Genomic DNA, 16,960 nt, shown 5'->3' with positions numbered 1-16,960 from the left:
CGCTTTTCTAATAAGGAGGGTTGACCGTGTTTAGACGAATGAAAGAGGATATCGAGGTTGTATTTGAACAGGATCCAGCGGCGAGAACTCATTTTGAGGTAATCTTGACTTATTCTGGATTGCATGCCATTTGGGCACATCGTGTAGCGCATTTTCTCTTCAAACGGAAGATGTTTTTCTTAGCAAGAATGGTGTCGCAAATTAGCCGTTTTTTCACTGGAATCGAAATTCACCCTGGAGCCAAGATTGGCCGCCGCTTTTTTATTGACCATGGCATGGGTGTAGTAATTGGTGAAACGTGTGAAATCGGGAATAATGTGACCGTGTTTCAAGGTGTAACACTTGGCGGTACAGGGAAAGAAAAAGGAAAGCGACATCCCACAATTAAGGACAACGCCCTTATTGCAACAGGAGCAAAAGTATTAGGATCGATTACAATTGGAGAAAATTCAAAGGTAGGAGCGGGTTCGGTTGTTCTGCAAGATGTTCCTCCGAATTCGACGGTTGTCGGGATACCTGGTAGAGTTGTGATTCAAGATGGGGTCAAAATTAGAAATAGCAAGGATTTAAATCATCGGGATTTACCAGACCCAGTTTTAGATAAAATCAGAGAACTAGAAAATGAAATAAAAAGCCTAAAAGAGGAAATACACCAAAAGGAAGGAGCAAAGGATAATGCCCATTCACATATATAATACGCTAACACGAAAGAAGGAAGAGTTTAAACCACTTGAAGAAAATAAGGTAAAAATGTATGTGTGCGGTCCGACCGTTTATAACTATATCCATATAGGGAATGCACGCCCTGCTATTGTATTTGATACAGTCCGTCGCTATTTTGAATTTAGAGGCTATGACGTTCATTATGTATCCAACTTCACAGATGTTGACGATAAATTAATCAAAGCAGCAAATGAATTAGGAGAAGATGTGCCAACGATTGCGGAGCGTTTTATCAATGCTTATTTTGAGGACGTGTCAGCCCTAGGATGCAAAAAGGCAGATGTTCATCCAAGGGTAACAGAAAGCATGGATATTATCATTGATTTCATCCAAGCTCTGATTGAAAAAGGGTACGCCTATGAATCGGAAGGTGACGTCTACTATCGTACAAGAGAATTCAAGGAATATGGAAAGCTTTCACACCAATCCATTGATGAACTTCGTGTTGGTGCGAGAATTCAAGTAGGAGATAAAAAGCAGGATGCCCTTGATTTCGTGCTATGGAAGAGTGCGAAGCCTGGGGAAATTTACTGGGAAAGCTCATGGGGTAATGGCCGTCCAGGATGGCATATTGAATGCTCAGCGATGGCTAAGAAATACTTGGGTGAAACGATTGATATTCACGCAGGTGGTCAGGATTTAGCATTCCCCCATCATGAAAACGAAATTGCGCAATCAGAAGCAGTGAATGGTAAGACATTTGCAAACTATTGGATGCACAACGGCTATATTAATATTGACAATGAAAAAATGTCAAAATCTCTTGGGAACTTTATATTGGTTCACGATATTATTAAAGATGTGGACCCACAGGTATTACGCTTTTTCATGCTGTCTGTTCATTATCGCCATCCAATTAACTACAACCTTGAATTACTAGAAAGTACAAAAAATGCGTTAGAACGATTACGTACCTCTTATACAAATTTAAAGCATCGTTTAGAAAGCAGTACAAATCTAACAAATAATGATGAAGAATGGTTAGAAAAAATAGCTGCTTTCCGTAATGAATTTATTGTCGCGATGGATGATGACTTTAATACAGCTAACGCAATTTCTGTTTTGTTCGACCTTTCGAAACAAGCGAATTATTATTTACAGGAGAAGAACACGTCAGGAAAAGTCATCGAAGCCTTTTTACAAGAGTTCGAGGTATTGTTTGATACGCTTGGGCTAAAATTAGAGGGTGAACAATTACTTGATGAGGAAATCGAGGAATTAATCGCCAAGCGAATCCAAGCACGTAAGGATCGCGACTTTGCTTTATCTGATCAAATTCGTGACCAGTTAAAAGCCATGAACATAATTCTTGAAGACACTCCTCAAGGGACAAGATGGAAAAGAGGATAATCAATGAAGTTTTTATCAGACAATCAAATTGATAGCCATCAATTAAATAGTCTTGCTCTTGCTTATATGGGTGATGCCGTATATGAAACGTATGTACGGCATTACCTTTTGCAAAAGGGAAGCGTGAGACCCAACCAACTTCATAACCAGGCGAAGCATTATGTTTCAGCCAAAGCTCAGTCCGCTGTGATTCACAAGATGCTGGATGAAGAGTTTTTTTCTGAAGTGGAACAAGGGGTAATTAGAAGGGGCCGCAACGCGAAGAGTGGGACCATCCCTAAAAATACAGATGTCCAGACGTACCGATACAGCACTGCATTTGAAGCTTTACTAGGTTATCTTTTTTTACAAAATGATACAGATAGAATTTATTCCGTTGTTGAAGAAGCATTTCGAATCATTGAATCTTAAGAAAGGAGGAAAAAGAAATGGCAAGTGATTATACGATTGGAAAAAATCCTGTAATTGAGGCACTAAAATCAGAGCGGGATATTAATAAAATTTGGATTGCAGAAGGCTCGAATAAAGGGCAAATGAATCAGATTACTTCTCTTGCAAAAGAAAGAAATGTAATGGTTCAATTTGTTCCGAAAAAGAAGATTGACCAAATGGTTGAAGGGAATCATCAAGGAGTTGTCGCGCAAGTAGCGGCATATGAGTATGCTGAGGTTGATGATATATTGGCAGTTGCGGAAAAACGAAATGAAGCTCCATTTATTATTCTGTTAGATGAGTTAGAGGACCCTCATAACCTTGGTTCGATTCTTCGTACGGCTGATGCAGTTGGGGCACATGGGGTTATCATACCGAAAAGAAGAGCAGTTGGTTTAACAGCGACAGTCGCGAAAGCCTCAACGGGAGCGATTGAATATATACCAGTTGCGCGTGTAACGAATCTAGCAAGAACGATTGATGAATTAAAGGACCGTGGTGTATGGATTGTTGGAACAGATGCAAAGGGTAAAGAGGATTATCGAAATGTCGATGGTAAAATGCCGATTGGCTTAATAATTGGCAGTGAGGGCAAAGGCATGGGGCGTCTCGTGAAGGAAAAATGCGATTTTCTCCTTAGATTACCGATGGAAGGAAAAGTAACCTCTTTAAATGCTTCTGTTGCTGCAAGTCTACTTATGTATGAGGTATATCGTAAGCGGAATCCGTTAGGGGAATAAACCAAATGGATATCCTGCTAGTCGATGGCTACAACATAATTGGTGCTTGGCCAGAACTACGTCTTCTTAAAACAAAGGACTTTTCAGCAGCGCGTGATTTATTAATCGAAAAGATGGCTGAATATCAGGCGTATACAGGATATAAGGTGATTGTTGTATTTGATGCACACCTCGTACCAGGAATTGAAACAAAAACGAAAAGTCGAAAGATTGAAGTCATTTTCACCCGTGAAAATGAGACGGCTGATGAACGAATCGAAAAGCTTGCCAAACAATTAAGCAATATCAAAACACAAATCCATGTAGCGACTTCGGATTTTACGGAGCAATGGCAGATTTTCGGACAAGGGGCTTTACGAAAATCGGCAAGAGAATTATTAACCGAGATGGAAGTCGTGGAGTCTGGAATTCAAAAGGATGTCAAGACAACCTATCAAGAAAAAAGCGTGTCAAAAATTCCACTTTCCGACGAAATTGCAGAAATATTTGAAAAATGGCGTCGAGGACAGCGATGAGCGGTTGACGCTTGGAAAAGCACTCCTGTATAATATTTCTAGATAAAGAATTTTATGATAGTAGGGATTACCAGATAATGCAAGACAGTAATTCCTATTTTTGGCAGGAAACAACATCTAAGGTAGGTCGGAGGGATCGGTGTGAGTTCAAGCTTCGATGATTATGGCAACAGGTTATATTATGACCGACTAGAGGATGAGGAAGTCGTGGAATTGGTTCATGCTGGAGAAAGTGAGGCATTGGACTATCTAATCAATAAGTATAAAAATTTTGTACGTGCAAAAGCCAGATCATATTTTTTGATTGGAGCAGATCGTGAAGATATTGTTCAGGAAGGTATGATAGGCTTATACAAAGCGATTCGCGATTTTAAAGAGGACAAGCTATCTTCATTTAAAGCGTTTGCGGAGCTTTGTATTACACGTCAAATTATTACTGCGATTAAAACGGCGACAAGACAAAAGCATATTCCTCTAAACTCTTATGTTTCGTTGGACAAGCCGATATATGATGAAGAATCTGACCGTACATTAATGGATGTTATTTCAGGTGCGAAGATTTTGGACCCTGAGGAATTAATCATTAATAGGGAAAAGTTTGATGACATTGAATTAAAAATGGCAGAGCTCTTAAGTGATTTAGAGCGCAAAGTATTATCCTTATACTTGGACGGTAGATCCTATCAGGAGATTTCAGAGGAGCTAAACCGACATGTTAAATCGATTGATAATGCACTCCAGCGTGTTAAACGTAAATTAGAACGGTATTTAGAAATTCAAGAAATTAAATTATAAAAATTCCGTTTTTTACCGTTAATTACAGATGATGGCTGGTATTGACATACAAATCAAGCCTGTGTTACATTTTTAAGGAAATTGAGACTTTTTTTAAAAAATAAAGATGCAAGTAGCATTTTATATAGAAGGTGATAAAATGCGAAAAAAGGTAATTTTAGCCTGCGTGGAATGTGGCAGTAGAAATTATTCCACCATGAAGAATAGCACTTCAGCTGAACGACTTGAAATGAAGAAGTTTTGTAAGACTTGCAATTCTCACACGAATCATCGTGAAACGAAATAGATTAGGACTGTTTTGATAAAGTTGGAGGTTACATGGATGAAACGCTTAACCAAGTTTTTTCGTGAAGTAGTTCGAGAAATGAAGAAAACAAGCTGGCCAAAGAGAAAGGAACTCACACGCTATACAATTGTTACGTTAACTACGGTAATCTTTGTATCTGTGTTTTTTGCCGTGATTGATCTTGGAATTTCCGAATTAATTCGTTTAGTACTTGAATAAACACTGTACACTCATGGTATAATGATGGATAGAGAATAAAGAATGTTTTAGGAAAAAGCCCGGGTACGGGTTTTTTTAATTGCAAAAAATAGAACGTCAAACGATTTTAAACTTAGGTAAAGGGAGTGAAGGACAAGTTAGTCCTAGCTTATGGAAAAGAATTGGTATGTTGTTCATACGTATTCAGGGTACGAAAATAAAGTAAAAGCAAATTTAGAAAAACGTGTCGAGTCAATGGGCATGCAAGATAAAATCTTCCGCGTTGTGGTACCAGAAGAAGAAGAGACAGAAATTAAGAATGGGAAGAAGAAAATTGTTAAAAAGAAAGTATTCCCAGGATATGTATTAGTTGAACTAATCATGACCGATGATTCTTGGTATGTTGTACGTAACACACCTGGAGTAACAGGTTTCGTTGGATCGGCCGGTTCTGGTTCAAAACCAACACCACTATTACCGGAAGAGGTTACGTTCCTACTTAAGAGAATGGGAATGGATGAAAGACCAATGGAAGTGGATTTCGAATTGAAAGAAACAGTTCGTGTAAAAGAGGGTCCATTTACAAATTTCACTGGTGCAATTGAAGATCTTGATGTAGATAAGCAAAAAGTAAAGGTCCTTGTAAACATGTTTGGTCGTGAAACACCAGTTGAATTGGATTTTACACAAATTGAAAAAATCTAATCAAGAAAAACTTGATATTGAAATTGAAAAGTGGTAATATTGCATAGGTCAGTATGTCTTGAAATACTCAAGACTAGTTATGATAACCGTTCTTTATTGAATGTAAAGAATAGATGAGTGGGAGGGTAAACCCCTATTACCACATCACGGACTTTAAGGAGGTGTGTCTCGTGGCTAAAAAAGTAATTAAAGAGGTTAAATTACAAATTCCAGCGGGTAAAGCAAACCCAGCACCACCAGTTGGACCAGCGTTAGGTCAAGCAGGTGTTAATATCATGGGATTCTGTAAGGAGTTCAATGCTCGTACAGCAGAACAAGCTGGTTTAATTATTCCTGTTGTAATCACAGTTTATGAAGATCGTTCATTTACATTTATTACAAAAACTCCTCCTGCTGCAGTTCTTTTAAAGAAAGCGGCTGGTATTGAGTCTGGTTCAGGTGAACCTAACCGTAATAAAGTTGCAACAGTTAAGCGTGATAAAGTACGCGAGATTGCAGAAACAAAAATGCCTGATTTAAATGCGGCAAGTGTTGAATCTGCAATGCGTATGGTTGAAGGTACTGCTCGTAGCATGGGAATTGTTATTGAAGACTAATTCCTAGTTGTTACAATGTTTTTAGGGGGTTGCGGATGGAACATCTCTTTTCTTTCGTTCGCAACCTTTGTTTTGTCTAGCGTCAGCATGAAAAATGATGCTGTTTGCTTGACGTGGGAGGTTATTCCGTTAAAACCACAATTGAGGAGGAAATGATAATGGCAAAAAGAGGTAAAAAGTACGTTGAAGCTGCTAAATTAGTAGACCGTACAAAAACTTACTCAGTTGCAGAAGCAATTGAACTAGTAAAGAAAACAAACACAACTAAATTTGATGCGACTGTTGAAGTAGCATTCCGTTTAGGAGTTGACCCTAAGAAAGCTGACCAACAAATTCGTGGTGCGGTTGTTCTACCAAACGGTACTGGTAAAACTCAACGTGTATTAGTTTTCGCTAAAGGTGAAAAAGCAAAAGAAGCAGAAGCTGCTGGAGCTGACTATGTTGGCGATAGCGAGTTCATCACCAAGATCAACCAAGGTTGGTTTGAGTTTGATGTAATCGTAGCTACTCCTGACATGATGGGTGAAGTTGGTAAGCTTGGTCGTGTATTAGGACCTAAAGGTTTAATGCCAAACCCTAAAACAGGTACTGTTACTTTTGACGTAACAAAAGCTGTTAACGAAATCAAAGCTGGTAAAGTTGAATACCGCATTGATAAATCTTCAAACATCCATGTTCCAATTGGTAAGGTCTCATTTGACGATCAAAAATTAATTGAGAACTTCACTACAATTTATGAAACTATGCTTAAGGTTAAACCATCTGCAGCAAAAGGTACTTATATGAAGAACATTGCTGTATCATCTACGATGGGACCTGGCGTAAAAGTTGACGCTTCTACTTTTTAATTAGAAAATAGTGGATATTGACTTTTGCGAAAGCATTTCATATAATAAATTTTGTTGTTAACAAATGAATAGCATTTGTACCGTAGACAGTAGGGGCTTTTTACGAAGCTTAATCTCCTACCGAGGTGTAGTATATAAACTTGATCAATACTACCTCTGTGTCTACTTGGCATAGAGGTTTTTTAATCTAGATATGTGTTCGTTTTGAACACCCTCTAACACCGAACGGTTTCAAGTGTCTGAAATTACTCACAGGAGGTGTAGAAGAATGAGTCGTGCAGTAGAACAAAAGCAACAAATCGTAACCGAAATTGCAGACAAATTCCGTGCAAGTAAATCAACTGTCGTTGTAGACTACCGCGGTCTATCTGTTGCAGAAGTAACAGAACTACGTAAGCAGCTTCGTGAGGCAGGCATTGATTTCAAAGTGTATAAAAACACATTAACTCGCCGCGCTGCAGAACAAGCTGAGCTTGCTGGTTTAAATGATGCATTAACAGGACCAAACGCAATTGCATTCAGTAATGAAGACGTAGTTGCTCCTGCTAAAATTCTTAATGACTTCGCGAAAAAGCATGAAGCATTAGAAATTAAAGCAGGTGTTATCGAAGGAAACATCGCAACTCTTGAGGAAGTTAAAGCTCTTGCTGATCTACCATCACGCGAAGGTTTACTTTCTATGTTGCTTAGCGTACTTCAAGCTCCAATCCGCAACCTTGCACTTGCTACTAAAGCAGTTGCAGAGCAAAAGGAAGAGCAAGGCGCTTAATCGTAATACAAACATACAAATCGAAATACAAATAGGATAATTATTTAAGGAGGATTTTCTAATGACTAAAGAACAAATCATTGAAGCAGTTAAAAATATGACTGTTTTAGAACTAAATGACCTAGTAAAAGCAATCGAAGAAGAATTTGGTGTAACTGCTGCTGCTCCTGTAGCTGTAGCTGCTGGTGGCGCTGCTGAAGCTGCTGCTGAGCAATCTGAATTTGATGTTGTATTAACAGACGCTGGTGCACAAAAAATCAAGGTTATCAAAGTTGTTCGTGAAATCACTGGTCTTGGCTTAAAAGAAGCTAAAGAACTTGTTGACAACACTCCAAAGCCAATCAAAGAAGGCGTTTCTAAAGAAGATGCTGAAGAAGTTAAAGCTAAACTTGAAGAAGTTGGAGCTGGCGTAGAAGTTAAGTAATAACTAATGAACGTAAGAAAAAGCTCGCTAAGAAAGCGAGCTTTTTTTAAACTTTCATTGTTTTGGAATGATACGGGTATACTGTTCATATACTCTTATGTTGGGAGATACATAAATGGCCGAACATTATTATACTAGCAAACCTACGGTAGCAAGTAATCAAAAAACATGGACATTTGCTTTAAAGGGACATTCTTTTTCTTTTACAAGCGATAGCGGTGTTTTTTCGAAAGACGAGGTTGACTTTGGGTCGAGATTACTAGTAGAGGAATTTCGTGCTCCTAAAGTTGCTGGTCCGTTTTTAGATATTGGTTGTGGGTATGGGCCGATTGGTCTTGCGCTAGCAAAAGTACATAATGAACGTTCAGTTGAAATGATTGATGTGAATGAGCGAGCGATTGAGCTTGCGAAAAAGAATGCGGAAATGAATAAAGTTCACAATGTTGAAATTCACCAAAGTGATTTATTTACAAAAGTAGAAACTCGTGGTTTTGCTGCGATTATTTCTAACCCGCCAATTCGTGCAGGGAAAAAGGTCGTTCATCATATTTTGGAAGAAAGTTATCAGTATTTAGTACCTGGAGGAGAGCTTTGGGTTGTGATCCAAAAGAAGCAGGGAGCTCCATCTGCAATACAGAAGCTTGAAACAGTTTTTGAAGAGGTAGAAGTCGTTGCGAGAAAAAAAGGCTACCATATTATTAAAGCTGTACGAACAATCGGGCTTAGGGTCAAAGACTAAGAACGCCACGTCCTGTGGCAACGTCTTTGTGACCCACATCGTGTGGGCCTAAAAAATGTGCTTGACAAAAACAAAAACCTGTTGACTGGCTATTTTTCGTGTGGTAGCATTATATAATGCCGATATGTAATTTTTCCATGTATAACTAAAAAATTAAATATATGTATAAATATAGTATGTATGGAAAAACTAATAAAATCAATAGTTTGTTTTTGAAAGTGTGGTTTTCTTAGTAGAAACCCTTTTTCTTTTTGTCTATAAAAAAGGTTGTTTTTTATTGCCTAAATGCAATTATAAAGACAAAAACCAGTGCATATTTGGCATGAAAAGTCGAGTAATTTAGGAATTGATAGGCTGCGTTATGTGTCCTATCATTTTGATTTGTGGTTAACATTCTTACTGATTATATAAGTTTCCCAAAGTAGACTTTAATAATTAGTAAGTATTTATAAATTAGCAAGATTAATAACGCTTGATATGAGGGGTGAATGGGTTGATAGGTCAACTAGTTCAGTATGGACGACACCGCCAACGAAGAAGTTATGCTCGTATTAGTGAAGTTTTAGAATTACCAAATCTTATTGAGATTCAAACCTCTTCTTATCAGTGGTTTCTTGATGAGGGTCTTAGGGAGATGTTCCAGGATATTTCCCCGATTGAAGATTTTACAGGTAACCTATCTCTAGAGTTCATTGATTACAGTTTAGGTGAGCCAAAGTATTCTGTCGAAGAATCAAAAGAAAGAGATGTTACTTATTCAGCACCACTTCGAGTTAAGGTGCGTTTGATCAATAAAGAAACTGGTGAAGTAAAAGATCAAGACGTATTTATGGGTGACTTCCCACTCATGACAGAAACAGGAACATTCGTTATCAATGGTGCAGAACGTGTAATTGTTTCTCAATTGGTTCGTTCACCGAGTGTCTATTTTAGTGGTAAAGTTGATAAAAATGGAAAACGTGGCTTTACTGCAACGGTAATTCCAAACCGTGGTGCATGGTTAGAGTATGAAACAGATGCGAAGGATGTCGTGTATGTTCGTATCGACCGTACCCGAAAATTACCGGTAACGGTTCTTTTACGCGCGCTTGGGTTCGGCTCTGATCAAGAAATCATCGATTTATTCGGTGAGAACGAATATTTACGTAACACGCTTGAGAAAGACAACACAGAAAGTACAGAAAAAGCATTACTAGAAATATATGAGCGTCTACGTCCAGGAGAACCTCCGACAGTAGATAACGCAAAAAGTTTATTAGAATCACGCTTTTTTGATCCTAAGCGTTACGATCTTGCAAGTGTAGGTCGTTACAAGATTAATAAAAAACTTCATATTAAAAACCGTTTGTTTAATCAACGTTTAGCGGAAACACTTGTTGATCCTGAAACAGGTGAAATCATCGTAGAAAAAGATACTCTTCTTGATCGTAGAACGCTAGATCGTGTCATTCCGTATTTAGAGAATGGCATTGGTTTTAAAACACTTCAACCATCAGGCGGCGTAATTGATGAAGAAACGATTCTTCAATCTATTAAAATTTACGCTCCAAATGATCCGGATGGCGAACAAGTCATTAATGTCATTGGAAATGCCTATGTTGAAGAAGGCGTTAAGAATATTACACAAGCGGATATTCTTTCTTCTATTAGCTATTTCTTTAACCTGTTACATCAGGTTGGAGATACAGATGATATCGACCATCTAGGTAATCGTCGTTTACGTTCTGTTGGTGAGCTTCTGCAAAACCAATTCCGTATCGGATTATCAAGAATGGAACGTGTTGTTCGTGAGAGAATGTCAATTCAAGATACGAATACTATTACTCCACAACAACTAATCAATATTCGACCGGTGATTGCGTCTATTAAAGAATTCTTTGGTAGTTCACAGCTTTCACAATTCATGGACCAAACAAATCCATTAGCAGAATTAACACATAAACGAAGACTATCAGCATTAGGACCAGGTGGACTAACACGTGAACGTGCAGGATTTGAAGTGCGTGACGTTCACTACTCTCACTATGGCCGTATGTGTCCGATTGAAACGCCGGAAGGTCCAAATATCGGACTAATCAACTCATTATCATCCTATGCAAAAGTGAATCGATTTGGATTTATTGAAACTCCATATCGAAGAGTTGATCCTGAGACAGGTAAAGTTACAGACCGAATTGATTACTTAACAGCAGATGAAGAAGATAACTATGTTACCGCTCAGGCGAATTCACGTTTAAGTGACGAAGGTGAATTCTTAGATGAAGATGTAGTTGCTCGTTTCAAGGGTGAAAACACAGTTGTTCACCGCGATCGAATTGACTACATGGACGTATCGCCAAAACAAGTTGTATCTGCTGCAACAGCTTGTATTCCATTCTTAGAAAATGACGACTCGAACCGTGCGCTTATGGGTGCGAACATGCAACGTCAAGCTGTTCCATTAATGAACCCAGAGGCTCCACTTGTTGGTACAGGTATGGAATATGTATCTGGTAAAGACTCAGGTGCTGCTGTTATCTGTAAACACCCGGGTGTTGTTGAACGTGTAGAAGCAAAACAAATTTGGGTACGTCGCTATGCAGAAGTAGATGGTCAAAAGGTAAAAGGTGACCTTGATAAATATCGTCTTCTTAAATTTATCCGCTCTAACCAAGGTACATGTTATAACCAACGCCCAATTGTTACAGAAGGGGACGAAGTTGTAAAAGGAGAAATCCTTGCAGATGGTCCTTCAATGGAACAAGGTGAACTGGCTTTAGGACGCAACGTTCTTGTTGGTTTTATGACTTGGGATGGATATAACTATGAAGATGCCATCATTATGAGTGAAAGACTTGTAAAAGACGATGTGTATACATCAATTCATATTGAAGAATATGAATCAGAATCACGTGATACAAAATTAGGACCTGAAGAAATCACACGTGATATTCCGAACGTTGGGGAAGATGCGTTACGTAATCTTGACGAACGTGGAATCATTCGTATTGGTGCAGAAGTAAAAGATGGAGATCTACTTGTAGGTAAGGTTACTCCTAAAGGGGTAACTGAGCTTACAGCAGAAGAACGACTTTTACATGCCATCTTCGGTGAAAAAGCGCGTGAGGTCCGTGATACTTCTCTTCGTGTACCACATGGTGGTGAAGGGATTATCCTTGATGTGAAAGTATTTAACCGTGAAGACGGAGATGAATTACCACCAGGTGTAAACCAGCTTGTTCGTGTCTATATCGTTCAAAAACGTAAAATTCACGAAGGCGATAAGATGGCTGGTCGTCACGGAAATAAAGGGGTAATTTCAAGAATTCTTCCAGAAGAGGATATGCCATTCCTTCCAGATGGAACACCAATCGATATCATGTTAAATCCATTAGGGGTTCCGTCACGTATGAACATTGGTCAGGTTCTAGAGCTTCACTTAGGTATGGCTGCTAGATCACTGGGCATCCATGTTGCGTCACCAGTTTTTGATGGAGCAACTGAAGAAGATGTGTGGGATACGTTAGAGGAAGCTGGAATGTCTCGTGATGCGAAGACAGTATTATACGACGGAAGAACGGGTGAACCGTTTGATAATCGTGTCTCTGTTGGTGTTATGTATATGATTAAATTAGCACACATGGTTGATGACAAACTCCATGCTCGTTCAACTGGACCTTATTCTCTTGTTACGCAGCAGCCACTTGGTGGTAAAGCTCAGTTTGGAGGACAACGTTTCGGTGAGATGGAAGTTTGGGCGCTTGAAGCTTATGGTGCTGCATATACGCTACAAGAAATCCTAACAGTTAAATCAGACGATGTAGTTGGTCGTGTGAAGACATATGAAGCGATTGTTAAGGGTGAAAATGTACCAGAACCTGGTGTCCCTGAATCGTTCAAAGTATTGATTAAAGAACTTCAGTCACTAGGATTAGATGTGAAGATGCTTTCCGGTGATGAAGAAGAGATTGAAATGCGCGATTTAGATGAAGATGAAGAAGCAAGTCAATCGGAGGGAATATCCCTTGATTCTGACCAACAAATCGACGTGGAATTAGAAAAGAACGCAGTTGTAAAAGAATAGATAACATATTCAGCAGAAGTACATACTCCTGCTGAATATTGTTAAAGCCCCAAAGGCGCATTTGATTGTAAGTCATTCAAAGCAAAGGTCAATTAGGGTAATCCTGTAGATCAAAAGGGAGGTAGGCCCCTTGCTAGATGTTAATAATTTTGAATACATGAGCATTGGTCTCGCTTCACCCGATAAAATCCGTTCATGGTCTTTCGGTGAAGTGAAGAAGCCAGAAACAATCAACTATCGTACATTAAAACCAGAAAAAGATGGGTTATTCTGTGAACGAATCTTTGGTCCGCAAAAGGACTGGGAATGTCACTGTGGTAAATACAAGCGTGTTCGCTACAAAGGTGTCGTCTGTGACCGATGCGGCGTTGAAGTAACTCGTGCAAAAGTTCGTCGTGAACGCATGGGACATATTGAACTTGCTGCACCTGTATCACATATTTGGTATTTCAAAGGAATTCCAAGCCGAATGGGACTTGTTTTAGATATGTCTCCTAGGGCACTTGAAGAAGTTATTTATTTCGCATCCTATGTAGTAACCGAAACTGGAGATACTCCTTTAGATAAAAAGCAATTGCTTTCCGAAAAGGAATACCGTGCATACCGTGAAAAATACGGAAACACATTCCATGCAGCAATGGGTGCCGAAGCGATTAAAAAGCTTCTTCTTGATATTGATCTAGAAAAAGAAGTTGATGCCCTTAAAGAAGAATTAAAAACTTCTCAAGGACAAAGAAGAACTCGTGCAATTAAACGACTAGAGGTACTAGAGGCATTCCGTAACTCAGGCAATGAGCCTTCATGGATGATTCTTGATGTACTACCAGTTATTCCTCCTGAACTACGACCAATGGTTCAGCTTGACGGTGGACGTTTTGCAACTTCAGATTTAAATGACTTATATCGTCGTGTTATTAACCGTAACAATCGTTTAAAACGTCTCTTAGATTTAGGTGCACCAAGCATTATCGTTCAGAACGAAAAACGTATGCTTCAAGAAGCGGTTGATGCATTGATTGATAATGGACGTCGTGGAAGACCTGTTACAGGTCCTGGTAATCGTCCATTAAAATCACTTTCTCATATGTTGAAAGGGAAACAAGGTCGTTTCCGTCAAAACCTATTAGGTAAACGTGTAGACTACTCTGGACGTTCCGTTATCGTAGTAGGTCCAAACCTTAAGATGTACCAATGTGGTTTACCTAAGGAAATGGCATTGGAATTATTTAAACCATTTGTAATGAAAGAGCTTGTTGAAAAAGGGCTTGCTCATAACATAAAGAGTGCAAAGCGTAAAATCGAACGCGTTCAACCAGAGGTTTGGGATGTGCTCGAATCAGTCATTAAGGAGCATCCGGTTCTCTTAAACCGTGCCCCTACATTGCACCGATTAGGAATCCAAGCTTTCGAACCAACATTAGTTGAAGGACGCGCAATTCGTCTTCACCCACTCGTTTGTACTGCCTATAACGCAGACTTCGACGGTGACCAAATGGCGGTTCACGTACCACTTTCTGCAGAAGCACAGGCAGAAGCAAGGATACTAATGTTAGCAGCACAAAACATTCTTAACCCGAAGGATGGAAAACCAGTTGTTACGCCATCACAGGATATGGTATTAGGTAACTATTACCTAACGATGGAACGTCCTGGTGCAATCGGTGAAGGAATGGTCTTTAAGGATACAAACGAAGCTATTCTTGCGTATCAAAATGGCTATGTACACTACCACACAAGGGTTGCTGTACATGCTGGTTCACTAAATAACGAGACATTTACCGAAGAACAAAATAACATGTTGCTTATGACAACAGTTGGTAAGTTAATTTTTAACGAGATTCTTCCTAAATCGTTCCCGTATATTAACGAACCTACAAAAACGAACCTGGAAGTGAAAACACCTGAAAAGTATTTCATTCCTAAAGGTGCAAATGTTAAAGAATTAATTCAAAGTCAGGAACAGGTTGATCCGTTCAAGAAGAAAATTCTCGGTAATATTATCGCCGAAGTCTTCAAACGTTTTAAAATTACAGAAACCTCAAAAATGCTTGACCGCATGAAGGATCTTGGATTTAAGCATTCAACAAAAGCAGGTATTACCGTTGGTGTGGCTGACATTGTTGTACTAGCTGAAAAAGAAGAGATTTTAGCACAAGCACAAGCGAAGGTTGATAATGTATTAAAACAATTTAGACGTGGTTTAATTACAGAGGATGAGCGTTATGATCGTGTTATCTCAATCTGGAGTGCTGCGAAGGATACAATTCAAAGTAAGCTAATGGCTTCACTTGATAAGCGTAACCCGATCTTCATGATGAGTGATTCAGGTGCCCGTGGTAACGCGTCTAACTTCACACAGTTAGCTGGTATGCGTGGACTTATGGCGAACCCGGCTGGACGTATCATTGAACTTCCAATTAAATCAAGCTTCCGTGAAGGTTTAACGGTATTAGAGTACTTTATCTCGACTCACGGTGCGCGTAAAGGTCTTGCAGATACAGCCCTAAAGACAGCGGACTCTGGTTACTTAACAAGACGTCTAGTTGACGTTGCTCAAGACGTTATCGTACGTGAAGATGACTGTGGAACAGACCGTGGCTTACTCGTTAGTGCGTTAAAAGAGGGAACAGAAATAATTGAACCTCTCGATGAGCGTCTACATGGCCGTTATGCAAGAAAGAAAGTTGTCCACCCAGAAACAAATGAAGTGTTAGTTGCAGAAAACGAATTAATAACAGAAGATCTCGCAATAGCAATTGTAGATGCGGGTGTTGAAGAAGTAACAATTCGTTCTGCATTTACATGTAATACACGCCATGGCGTATGTAAAAAATGTTATGGCCGAAATCTTGCAACAGGATCAGAGGTTGAAGTTGGTGAAGCAGTTGGTATCATCGCTGCTCAATCTATCGGTGAACCGGGAACACAGCTTACAATGCGTACGTTCCATACTGGTGGGGTTGCAGGAGACGACATTACTCAAGGTTTACCTCGTATTCAAGAGCTATTTGAAGCGAGAAATCCGAAAGGTCAAGCCGTTATTACGGAAATTAATGGTGTAATCACGTCCATTAACGAAGTAAAAGATAGACAGCAAGAAATTGTGATCCAAGGTGATGTAGAATCTCGTTCGTACACTGCACCTTACAGCGCTCGCTTGAAGGTTGCTGAAGGAGAGCAGGTTGAGAGTGGTCAGGTACTAACAGAAGGTTCCGTAGATCCGAAGGAATTATTAAAGGTTACAAATACGACAGCTGTCCAGGAATACCTATTAAAAGAAGTACAAAAAGTATATCGTATGCAGGGTGTTGAAATCGGTGATAAACACGTTGAAGTAATGGTAAGACAAATGCTTCGTAAAGTTAGAGTCACAGATGCAGGCGACACAGATGTATTACCAGGATCATTACTTGATGTACATCAGTTCACTGATGCAAACACGAAAGTTTTACTAGAAGGTAAAGCTCCTGCTACTGGTAGACCAGTACTTCTGGGTATTACAAAGGCATCACTAGAAACTGATTCATTCCTATCTGCTGCGTCATTCCAGGAGACAACACGTGTCCTAACTGATGCTGCAATTAAAGGAAAACGTGATGAGTTACTAGGATTAAAAGAAAATGTAATTATTGGTAAGCTTGTTCCAGCAGGTACAGGTATGACTCGCTATCGTCGTGCAGAACCGGTAGTTGCCCAGCAACAAGAAGATCCAGTGGGTGTTGAATAAAGGTTAGAAGAGCATATCTAAGATATTGGATGTCTACTACGAGCAAAATA

The 16,960-nt window shown here is 39.3% G+C and carries 16 protein-coding genes and 1 other annotated feature; all 16 genes read left to right on the top strand.

Annotated features, from left to right (window positions below; all coding sequences use genetic code 11):
- Positions 1–38 precede the first annotated feature (38 nt).
- On the top strand, positions 39–695 hold the full coding sequence (gene cysE, locus V7112_RS08255; RefSeq protein WP_335417607.1) for a serine O-acetyltransferase: 657 nt from the start codon (positions 39–41) through the stop codon (positions 693–695).
- On the top strand, positions 676–2,073 hold the full coding sequence (gene cysS, locus V7112_RS08250) for a cysteine--tRNA ligase (RefSeq protein ID WP_335417585.1): 1,398 nt from the start codon (positions 676–678) through the stop codon (positions 2,071–2,073). Before cysE ends, cysS begins: the two co-directional genes overlap by 20 nt.
- Before the next feature lie 3 nt (positions 2,074–2,076).
- Positions 2,077–2,484 carry a Mini-ribonuclease 3 gene (locus V7112_RS08245; RefSeq protein ID WP_335417584.1) on the top strand — a complete coding sequence of 136 codons (408 nt, stop codon included), beginning with the start codon at positions 2,077–2,079 and terminating at the stop codon, positions 2,482–2,484.
- A gap of 17 nt (positions 2,485–2,501) precedes the next feature.
- A complete protein-coding gene (gene rlmB / locus V7112_RS08240) occupies positions 2,502–3,245 on the top strand; it encodes a 23S rRNA (guanosine(2251)-2'-O)-methyltransferase RlmB (RefSeq protein WP_335417582.1) in 744 nt (247 codons plus the stop codon).
- A 5-nt stretch (positions 3,246–3,250) separates the two neighbouring features.
- A complete protein-coding gene (locus tag V7112_RS08235) occupies positions 3,251–3,760 on the top strand; it encodes an NYN domain-containing protein (RefSeq protein ID WP_335368555.1) in 510 nt (169 codons plus the stop codon).
- A 141-nt stretch (positions 3,761–3,901) separates the two neighbouring features.
- Complete coding sequence (gene sigH / locus V7112_RS08230; RefSeq protein ID WP_335417580.1) at positions 3,902–4,555, top strand: RNA polymerase sporulation sigma factor SigH; 654 nt, start codon at positions 3,902–3,904, stop codon at positions 4,553–4,555.
- Between the two features lie 139 nt (positions 4,556–4,694).
- Positions 4,695–4,841 (top strand): 50S ribosomal protein L33, encoded by a 147-nt coding sequence (rpmG, locus tag V7112_RS08225; RefSeq protein ID WP_010284985.1) that lies wholly within the window; start codon positions 4,695–4,697, stop codon positions 4,839–4,841.
- Positions 4,842–4,877: 36 nt separating this feature from the next.
- Positions 4,878–5,060: a preprotein translocase subunit SecE gene (gene secE, locus V7112_RS08220; RefSeq protein ID WP_335401729.1), complete on the top strand. Its 183-nt coding sequence runs from the start codon at positions 4,878–4,880 to the stop codon at positions 5,058–5,060.
- Between the two features lie 150 nt (positions 5,061–5,210).
- On the top strand, positions 5,211–5,744 hold the full coding sequence (gene nusG, locus V7112_RS08215; protein WP_335417578.1) for a transcription termination/antitermination protein NusG: 534 nt from the start codon (positions 5,211–5,213) through the stop codon (positions 5,742–5,744).
- 170 nt (positions 5,745–5,914) lie between these two features.
- Complete coding sequence (gene rplK / locus V7112_RS08210; protein ID WP_229141879.1) at positions 5,915–6,340, top strand: 50S ribosomal protein L11; 426 nt, start codon at positions 5,915–5,917, stop codon at positions 6,338–6,340.
- A 158-nt stretch (positions 6,341–6,498) separates the two neighbouring features.
- The gene (gene rplA, locus V7112_RS08205; protein ID WP_335417575.1) at positions 6,499–7,188 is read left to right on the top strand and encodes a 50S ribosomal protein L1; all 690 of its coding nucleotides are present in this window, start codon (positions 6,499–6,501) and stop codon (positions 7,186–7,188) included.
- Positions 7,189–7,250: 62 nt separating this feature from the next.
- Positions 7,251–7,381 (top strand) — a sequence feature (ribosomal protein L10 leader region).
- Between the two features lie 75 nt (positions 7,382–7,456).
- Entirely contained in the window at positions 7,457–7,957 is a 501-nt protein-coding gene (rplJ, locus tag V7112_RS08200) for a 50S ribosomal protein L10 (RefSeq protein ID WP_335417573.1), read from the top strand.
- Between the two features lie 61 nt (positions 7,958–8,018).
- Complete coding sequence (rplL, locus tag V7112_RS08195) at positions 8,019–8,381, top strand: 50S ribosomal protein L7/L12 (RefSeq protein WP_335417570.1); 363 nt, start codon at positions 8,019–8,021, stop codon at positions 8,379–8,381.
- A gap of 115 nt (positions 8,382–8,496) precedes the next feature.
- The gene (locus tag V7112_RS08190; RefSeq protein WP_335417568.1) at positions 8,497–9,120 is read left to right on the top strand and encodes a class I SAM-dependent methyltransferase; all 624 of its coding nucleotides are present in this window, start codon (positions 8,497–8,499) and stop codon (positions 9,118–9,120) included.
- Positions 9,121–9,613: 493 nt separating this feature from the next.
- A complete protein-coding gene (gene rpoB, locus V7112_RS08185) occupies positions 9,614–13,183 on the top strand; it encodes a DNA-directed RNA polymerase subunit beta (protein WP_335417566.1) in 3,570 nt (1,189 codons plus the stop codon).
- Between the two features lie 130 nt (positions 13,184–13,313).
- Complete coding sequence (gene rpoC, locus V7112_RS08180) at positions 13,314–16,910, top strand: DNA-directed RNA polymerase subunit beta' (RefSeq protein ID WP_335417564.1); 3,597 nt, start codon at positions 13,314–13,316, stop codon at positions 16,908–16,910.
- Positions 16,911–16,960 lie beyond the last annotated feature (50 nt).

Origin of the sequence: Bacillus sp. JJ1566, from assembly GCF_036962685.1 — a bacterium.
Classification (GTDB): domain Bacteria; phylum Bacillota; class Bacilli; order Bacillales; family Bacillaceae_L; genus Ferdinandcohnia.
The sequence above is the reverse complement of the archived record's forward strand: the minus strand, read 5'-3'. Positions and strand labels throughout refer to the sequence as shown.

Coding starts and splice junctions, on each gene's coding strand:
- rlmB (WP_335417582.1), top strand. CDS start 2,502: ATGGCAAGTGATTATACGATTGGAAAAAATCCTGTAATTGAGGCACTA.
- rplL (WP_335417570.1), top strand. CDS start 8,019: ATGACTAAAGAACAAATCATTGAAGCAGTTAAAAATATGACTGTTTTA.
- V7112_RS08190 (WP_335417568.1), top strand. CDS start 8,497: ATGGCCGAACATTATTATACTAGCAAACCTACGGTAGCAAGTAATCAA.
- rpmG (WP_010284985.1), top strand. CDS start 4,695: ATGCGAAAAAAGGTAATTTTAGCCTGCGTGGAATGTGGCAGTAGAAAT.
- rplJ (WP_335417573.1), top strand. CDS start 7,457: ATGAGTCGTGCAGTAGAACAAAAGCAACAAATCGTAACCGAAATTGCA.
- cysE (WP_335417607.1), top strand. CDS start 39: ATGAAAGAGGATATCGAGGTTGTATTTGAACAGGATCCAGCGGCGAGA.
- cysS (WP_335417585.1), top strand. CDS start 676: ATGCCCATTCACATATATAATACGCTAACACGAAAGAAGGAAGAGTTT.
- V7112_RS08245 (WP_335417584.1), top strand. CDS start 2,077: ATGAAGTTTTTATCAGACAATCAAATTGATAGCCATCAATTAAATAGT.
- rplA (WP_335417575.1), top strand. CDS start 6,499: ATGGCAAAAAGAGGTAAAAAGTACGTTGAAGCTGCTAAATTAGTAGAC.
- nusG (WP_335417578.1), top strand. CDS start 5,211: ATGGAAAAGAATTGGTATGTTGTTCATACGTATTCAGGGTACGAAAAT.
- V7112_RS08235 (WP_335368555.1), top strand. CDS start 3,251: ATGGATATCCTGCTAGTCGATGGCTACAACATAATTGGTGCTTGGCCA.
- secE (WP_335401729.1), top strand. CDS start 4,878: ATGAAACGCTTAACCAAGTTTTTTCGTGAAGTAGTTCGAGAAATGAAG.